The 7,317-nt window shown below is 72.1% G+C and carries 5 protein-coding genes; all 5 read left to right on the top strand.

The features are described from left to right. Positions 1-574, top strand: a 574-nt coding sequence (locus E6O51_RS22075; protein ID WP_211091385.1) for an urease accessory protein UreH domain-containing protein, incomplete at its 5' end; no start/stop codon positions are given. Then, on the top strand, positions 571-2,706 hold the full coding sequence (locus tag E6O51_RS11190) for a heavy metal translocating P-type ATPase (protein WP_136385069.1): 2,136 nt from the start codon (positions 571-573) through the stop codon (positions 2,704-2,706). The genes E6O51_RS22075 and E6O51_RS11190, both read left to right, overlap by 4 nt. Continuing rightward, positions 2,703-3,260 carry an SCO family protein gene (locus tag E6O51_RS11185; protein WP_136385068.1) on the top strand — a complete coding sequence of 186 codons (558 nt, stop codon included), beginning with the start codon at positions 2,703-2,705 and terminating at the stop codon, positions 3,258-3,260. Before E6O51_RS11190 ends, E6O51_RS11185 begins: the two co-directional genes overlap by 4 nt. Before the next feature lie 140 nt (positions 3,261-3,400). Beyond that, positions 3,401-5,113, top strand: coding sequence for a putative bifunctional diguanylate cyclase/phosphodiesterase (locus E6O51_RS11180; RefSeq protein ID WP_136385067.1), 1,713 nt, complete (start codon positions 3,401-3,403; stop codon positions 5,111-5,113). 234 nt (positions 5,114-5,347) lie between these two features. Further along, a complete protein-coding gene (locus E6O51_RS11175; protein WP_136385066.1) occupies positions 5,348-7,312 on the top strand; it encodes an AMP-dependent synthetase/ligase in 1,965 nt (654 codons plus the stop codon). The last annotated feature ends 5 nt before the right edge of the window (positions 7,313-7,317 follow it).

Raw genomic sequence — 7,317 nt, 5'->3', positions numbered from 1 at the left:
GGCCCTGTCCGCCCGCCTGGTGGGCGCGCTGCGCACCCTGCTCGCCGCGCCGGGCGCGGGCGCGCCGCTCGCGCTGGGCGTGGCCAACGGCCTGCTGCCCTGTCCGCTGGTGTATGCCTTCACCGCCCAGGCCGCCGCCGCGGGCGGCCTGCTGCCCGGGCTGTCCACGATGGCGGCCTTCGGCCTCGGCACTTTTCCGATGATGCTGTTGGCCGGCGGGCTGGGCCTGCGCCTGCATCCGCCGGTTGTGCCGGTCGTCGTGCTGCCGGGCGTGGCCCAAGGCAGTCGCATGAATAGGCGGAGATGCTGCCCGGCGGCGGAGCCCCCTCTCCCTCCGAACGCCCGTTCGGGCACCGGTTTTCTCCCTCTCCCCTCGCGGGAGAGGGCCGGGGAGAGGGGGCTCCCCGCACGTGCAGAAGAAAGCCGGGACTTCGTGCGATTGCCCTGGGGCCTGGCCGCGCGCCGCGGCGGGGTGCGCATCGCCGGCGCCTTCATCGTGCTGCTCGGCCTCGTCACCTGCGCGCGCGGCCTGCTGCCCCTGGCCGGCGCCCTGCACCACGTCCACCTGCCATGAACGCGCCAGCCGCCTGCAGCCACTGCCACCTGCCGGTGGGCCGCCAGGGACTGACCCGCGAGGTCGGCGGCGAGGCGCACGCCTTCTGCTGCTACGGCTGCTGCCTTGCCCACCAGTTGCACCACGGCGAGCGCGAGGAGCCGGAGGCGGCGGCCTTCCTGGTGCGCCTCGGGGTGGGCGCCTTTCTCGCCATGTTCATCATGCTGTTCAGCCTGCTCGACTACAGCGGCGGGCTGGACGGCGCCGAGCCGGCGCTGGTGCGGCTGATCGGCTGGTTGGGCGCGCTGCTCGCCACGCCGCTGCTGCTCATCCTCGGGCAGCCCTTCGCCGCCGGCGCCTGGGCGGCGCTGCGCGACCGGCGCCTGGGCGCGGACGCGCTGGTGGTGATCGGCGCTGCGGCGGCCTACGGCTACTCCCTGTGGCAGTTGCTGGGCGGCGGCGGGGCGCTGTACTTCGACACCGCGGCGATGGTGCTGATGTTGTTCACGCTGGGGCGCTACCTGGAGGCCCAGGGCCGCGTGCGCGCCGCGCGCAGCCTGGCGCCCATGCTGGCGGCCGGGCGTGCGCCGGTGCGCGTGCTGGGCGCCGACGGCATTGAGCGCCTGCACCCGGCCGGCGAGGTACGCATCGGCGAACTATTGCGCGTGCTGCCCGGCGAGCGCATCGGCGTGGACGGCGTGGTGGTGGAGGGCCGTTCGGCCTGCGAGGAGTCCGTGCTTACCGGGCAGTTCCTGCCCTGTGCCAAGGGGCCGGGCGCCCCGGTGCGCGCCGGCAGCGTGAACGGCCACGGCCTGCTGGTGGTGCGCGCCACCGCGGACGGCGCCGCCACCCAGTGGGCCCGCAGCGGCCGGCTGGTGCGCGAGGCGCTGGCGCAGAAATCCGTGCTGGGCGAGGCGGCGGACCGGGCGGCGGCGCTGTTCATCCCGCTGGTGCTGCTGCTGGCCGCCGCCACCGCCTGGTACTGGGGGGCGCGCGCCGGCGCCGACGCGGCGCTGCTCGCCGGGCTGGCCGTGCTGGTCGTGGCCTGTCCGTGCGCGCTGGGCCTGGCCGCGCCGCTCGCCACCGTGCTGGGCATCGCCGAGGCGGCGCAGCGGGGCATCCTGGTGCGCGGCGGCGCGGTGCTGGAGCGCCTGGCGCGGCTGCGCGGCATCGCCTTCGACAAGACCGGCACGCTGACCGGCGGCGCGGCGCGCGTGCAACTGCTGCGCACCGACGGCAGCCCCCTGCGCCCGCTGCTGCGGCGCGCGGCCGCGCTGGGTGCCGCTTCCGATCATCCGCTGGCGCGCGCGGTGCTGGCCTGCGCCGGTGCCCGCGTGCGCCGTCCGCCGGCCGCGGCGGCCGTGCGCGCCCATCCGGGCGCCGGGGTGTCCGGCGTGGTGGACGGCGTGCGCTGCGCCCTCGGCTCGCGCGCCTTCATGGCGCGCCTGGGCTGGGAGCTGCCGGCGGCGCTGGCCGGGGCGCCGTTGCCGCGGGACGGCGCCGTCGTCTACCTGGGCTGGCACGGCCGGGTGCGCGCCGTGGCGGCGTTCGCCGACGAACCCCTGGCCGGGGCCGCGCAGGTGGTCGATGCGCTGCGCCGGCAGGGCATCGCCTGCCGGCTGCTGTCCGGCGACGGCGAGGCGGCGGTGGCGCGCGCCGCGCGGGCGCTCGGCGTGGAGGGCTGGCAGGCGGCGCTGCTGCCGGCCGGCAAGGTGGCGGCGCTGCGTGCCTGGCGCGCGCGCACCGGCCCGGTGGCGATGGTCGGCGACGGGCTCAACGACGGCCCGGTGCTGGCCGCGGCCGACGTGGGCGTCGCGGTGGGGGGCGCGGCCGACCTGGCGCGGGAGAGCGCGGACCTGGTGCTGCCGCGGGACGGCCTGGCCTGGCTGCCGTGGACGCTGGCGCTGGCGCGCGCGGTGCGCCGCTCGGTGCGCGCCAATCTGGCCTGGGCCTTCGGCTACAACGCGGTGGCCCTCGCCCTGGCCGCCGCCGGCCTGCTGCAGCCGGTGCTGGCGGCGGCGCTGATGGCCGGCTCCAGCGTGCTGGTGGTGGCGCGCTCCCTGCGCGCGCAGCGGCGGGTGGCGGTCGACGGTGTGCCCGGCCCGCGTCCGGCGCAGGCGCCCGTGCCGCTGCGCGCGGAGGCGGCGCGATGAAGCCGCGGGGCTTGTGCGTGCTGGCGCTGCTGGGGGCGCTCGCCTGCGCTCCGGCGGGCGTCGCCGACGAAGCCCCGCCGCCCGAGCAGCGCATCGAGCGCGGCATGGCCGGCTGGCCGCTGGCCGAGTTCGCGCTGCGCGACCACCACGGCGCGCCGTTCGCCAACGCCCGTCTGCTCGGGCGGTGGACCTTCGTGCTGGTGGGCGAGACGCGCTGCGGCGCGCCCTGCGACCAGGCGCTGGCCGCGCTGGCGGGGATGAACCGGCGCCTTGCCGGCACGGCCAAGGCGGTCCAGGTGCTGTTCGTCTCGGCCGCGCCGGAGCGCGATCCGCCGGCGGCGCTGGCGGCCCATCTGGCGGATTTCGACGCGCGGTTCGTCGGCGCCACCGCGGCGCCGGAGGCCCTCGCGCCGCTGCTGGCCGACCTGGCGGCCGGCCGTCGCGGCTCCCTGTTCCTGGTGGGACCGGATGGCGCGCTGCGGGCCGAATTCCTGCCGCCCTTCGACGTGCGCCGCCTGACCGCCGCCTATCTCAAGCTGCGCCTGCGCGGCTGATGGCGGGATGCTGCGCCGCAGGATGGGCGGCGCGGCGGATGGCAGGTTAGTATCCGGCCGGCGAGCCGTCGGGCGCCGCTCCGCCGTGGCGCGGGGCGGGCTGGGCCGCGGCAATGTTCCCGGCTACCGAGGCCCCCCGCATGATGCAGATCTACCGCAAGCCCCCGCAGCTCCTGCCGTCCGAAAGCGCGTTCTTCCGCCTGCCGGGCACGCTGCTGATGATTCTCGACGACGACTGGATCATCCAGATGATGAGCGAGTCGTGGCGTGAGGTGCTGGGGCTGGGGCAGGAGGAGCTGCGCTGGCGCCGCTTCACCGACCTGCTGCACGAGCACGATCGCCAGGAGGTGGCCGACTGCCTCGGACGCATCGGCGACGAACTTTCCACCGTGCGCTTCTCCTGCCGCTGCCGCAAGGCCGACGGGCGCTACGTGGGGCTGGCCTGGAGCGTGAGCCACGATCCGGACCAGGGGCTGTTCTACGCTTCGGCCCACGAGACCGCGGTGAATCTCACCGAGAGCGAAGCCAGGCTGCCCGAGGTCTTCGTGGACGGCCTCACCGGCCTGCCCAACCGCGGGCTCTTCCTCGACCGCGTCGGCCACGCCATGCAGCGCGCCGCGCGGCGCCAGGATCTGCGCTTCGCGGTGATCCACTGCGGCGTGGACCGCTTCAGCGTCATCAACCACAGCCTGGGCAACCGCATCGGCGACCTGCTGCTGATCGAGGTGGCCAACCTGCTGCGGCGGAACACCCGCCCCACGGACATGGTGGCGCGCCTGGGTGGCGACGAGTTCGGCATCCTGCTGGAGGACATCCACGACGCCACGTCGCCGGTGCGGGTGATCAAGCGCCTGCTGGACAAGCTGGTGCTGCCCTTCCAGTTGCACGAGCACGAGGTGTTCTCCAGCCTGTCCTCAGGGGTGACCCTGTCCGGCGAGCAGTACGAGGACCCCGACGTGATGCTGCGCGACGCCACCATGGCCATGCGCCGCGCCAAGGGGCAGGGCGGCGGCGGTTACGTGCTGTTCGACCGCGGCATGCACGAGGAGGCCCTGCGCCGCCTGGACCTGGAACTGGACATGCGCCGCGCGCTGGAAAAGGACCAGTTCGAGGCCTACTACCAGCCCATCATGCGCGTGGCCGACGGCCGGCTGATGGGCTTCGAGGCGCTGGTGCGCTGGAACCACCCGGAACGCGGGCTGATCCCGCCGGCGGAGTTCATCCCCTTGGCCGAGGAGAACGGCCTCATCGTGCACATCGGGCGCTGGATGCTGGGCGAGGCCTGCGCCCAGATGCGCCGCTGGCAGCGCGCCTTCCCGCGCCGCCCGGCGCTCACCGTCAGCGTCAATCTCTCCGCGCGCCAGTTGCTGCACCCGGAGATACTGCCGGAGATCCGCCGCATCCTGCGCGAGACGGGCCTGTCGGCGCGCCACCTGAAGCTGGAGATCACCGAGAGCGCGATGCTGGAGGATGCCGAGCGCGCCATCGAACTGCTGGAAGCCCTCAAGCGCACCCGCCTGCAACTGATGCTGGACGACTTCGGCACCGGCTATTCGTCCCTGTCCTACCTGCACCGCCTGCCCATCGACGCCCTCAAGGTGGACCGCTCCTTCGTCATGCACATGCACGAACGCGTGGAGGACCGCAGCTTCGTCGAGACCATCGTCAACCTGGCCCACACCCTGGGCCGCTCGGTGGTGTGCGAAGGGGTGGAACTGCCCGAGCAGGAGGCGCTGCTGCGGGAGCTGGGCGTGGAGTACGCCCAGGGCTACCTGTACTCGCGTCCGGTGACCGCGGCGCAGGCGGAAATGCTCATCATCGACGACGCTGTGCACGCCGGCCGCAGGCGCTGAAGGAAGGCTTCCCACAGGCCGTGCCGGCCGGCACGGCCTATCTCTTTCGTCGAAGAACGAAGTCTTCACAATTCGATACATTGCGCAAACAGTTGCGCAAACATGGCTTGCGACACTGCAGCCGTCAGAAGACTCTGCGCGGCGCGCCCACGGCGTGCCGCCACCCCCGGAACCCACAACGAAAACCGGTCCGGGCGACGAGACAGGCAAGAAACGACCAAAGGAGGATTGGGTATGTCCGACGCTACCGGGCAAACCGCGCTGGATACTTTTCCGCGTCTGCTGATGCACCACGCCCGCGTCCGCCCCGAGCGGCCGGCGATGCGCGAAAAGGAATACGGCATCTGGCAGACCTACAACTGGGCCGAGGTGGCCGAGAACGTGCGCGCCATCGCCTGCGGCCTGGCCCAGTTGGGCTTCAAGCGCGGCGACCGCCTGGCGGTGATCGGCGACAACCGGCCGCGCCTGTACTGGTCCGTGGCCGCCTGCCAGTGCCTGGGCGGCATCCCGGTAATGCTCTACCAGGACGCGGTGGCGCAGGAAATGGCCTACGTGCTGCAGGACGCCGAGATCCGCTTCGCCGTGGTCGAGGACCAGGAGCAGGTGGACAAGATGCTGGAGATCCTGCCCGAAGTGCCCTTCCTGGAACACGTCGTCTACGACGATCCCCGCGGCATGCGCCACTACACCCAGACCCTGCTCATGGGCCTGGACGAACTGCAGGAGATGGGGCGCATCCACGACCGCAACCAGGGCGACTTCCTGGACGGGGAGATCGCCAAGGGCGCGACCGACGACATCTCGGTGATGCTGTACACCTCCGGCACCACCGGCAAGCCCAAGGGCGTGTGCCAGACCCACGGCGCCTTCATCAGCGCGGCCCAGGGCGGGAAGGAGTTCGACCGCCTGACCGACCGGGAGGACATCCTCTCCTACCTGCCCATGGCCTGGGTGGGCGACCACCTGTTCTCCTTCGCCCAGGCCATGGTGGCCGGCTTCACCATCAACTGCCCGGAATCCGGCGAGACGGTGATGACCGACCTGCGCGAGATCGGCCCCACCTACTACTTCGCGCCGCCGCGCATCTTCGAGGGCCTGCTGACCCAGGTGATGATCCGCATGGAGGATGCGGGCTGGATCAAGCGCAAGCTCTTCCACCACTTCATGGAGGTGGCCCGCCGCTGCGGCGCCGAGATCCTGGACGGCAAGCCCGTGTCCGCCGGCGACCGCCTGCAGTACTGGCTGGGCAACCTGCTGGTATATGGCCCGCTCAAGAACGTGCTGGGCATGAGCCGCATCCGCGTGGCCTACACCGCGGGCGCGGCCATCGGCCCGGATCTGTTCCGCTTCTACCGCTCCATCGGCATCAACCTGAAGCAGCTCTACGGCCAGACCGAGACCTGCGCCTACGTCTGCCTGCAGCCGGACGGCCAGATCAAGCTGGATTCCGTGGGCAAGCCGGCGCCCTACGTGGAAGTGCGCCTCGCGGACAACGGCGAGATCCTGGTCAAGGGGCCGATGCTGCTCAAGGCCTACTACAAGCGCCCGGACGCCACCGCGGAATCCATCAACGCCGAAGGCTACTTCATGACCGGCGACGCCGGTTTCTTCGACGAGGACGGGCACCTGAAGATCATCGACCGGGCCAAGGACGTGGGCAAGCTCACCGACGGTTCGATGTTCGCGCCCAACTACATCGAGAACAAGCTCAAGTTCTTCCAGCACATCAAGGAAGCGGTGGCCTTCGGCAACGGCCGCGACTTCGTCACCGCCTTCATCAACATCGACCTGGAAGCCGTGGGCAACTGGGCGGAGCGCAAGGGCCTGGCCTATTCCGGCTACACGGATCTCGCGCAGCAGCCGACGGTGTACGAACTGATCCGCGAAGGGGTGGAGAAGGTCAATGCGGAACTGGCCGCCGACCCGATGATGAGCGCCAGCCAGATCCGCCGCTTCCTGGTCCTGCACAAGGAACTGGACGCCGACGACGGCGAGCTGACCCGCACCCGCAAGGTGCGCCGCAACTTCATCTCCGAGCGCTACGGGGTGCTGATCGACGCGCTCTACGAAGGGCGCAAGGAACAGTACATCGAGACCCCGGTGAAATACGAAGACGGCCGCGAAGGCAAGATCACCGCCACGCTGCGCATCGAGGAGGCGAAGACCTTCCCGTCCCGCGCCGCGCGCCAGGCCGCCTGAGGAGA

The organism is Pseudothauera rhizosphaerae (assembly GCF_004801305.1).
In the GTDB taxonomy this organism is placed as follows: domain Bacteria; phylum Pseudomonadota; class Gammaproteobacteria; order Burkholderiales; family Rhodocyclaceae; genus Pseudothauera; species Pseudothauera rhizosphaerae.
Note: the sequence above shows the minus strand (reverse complement) of the source record. Positions and strands in the feature narration are given on the sequence as shown.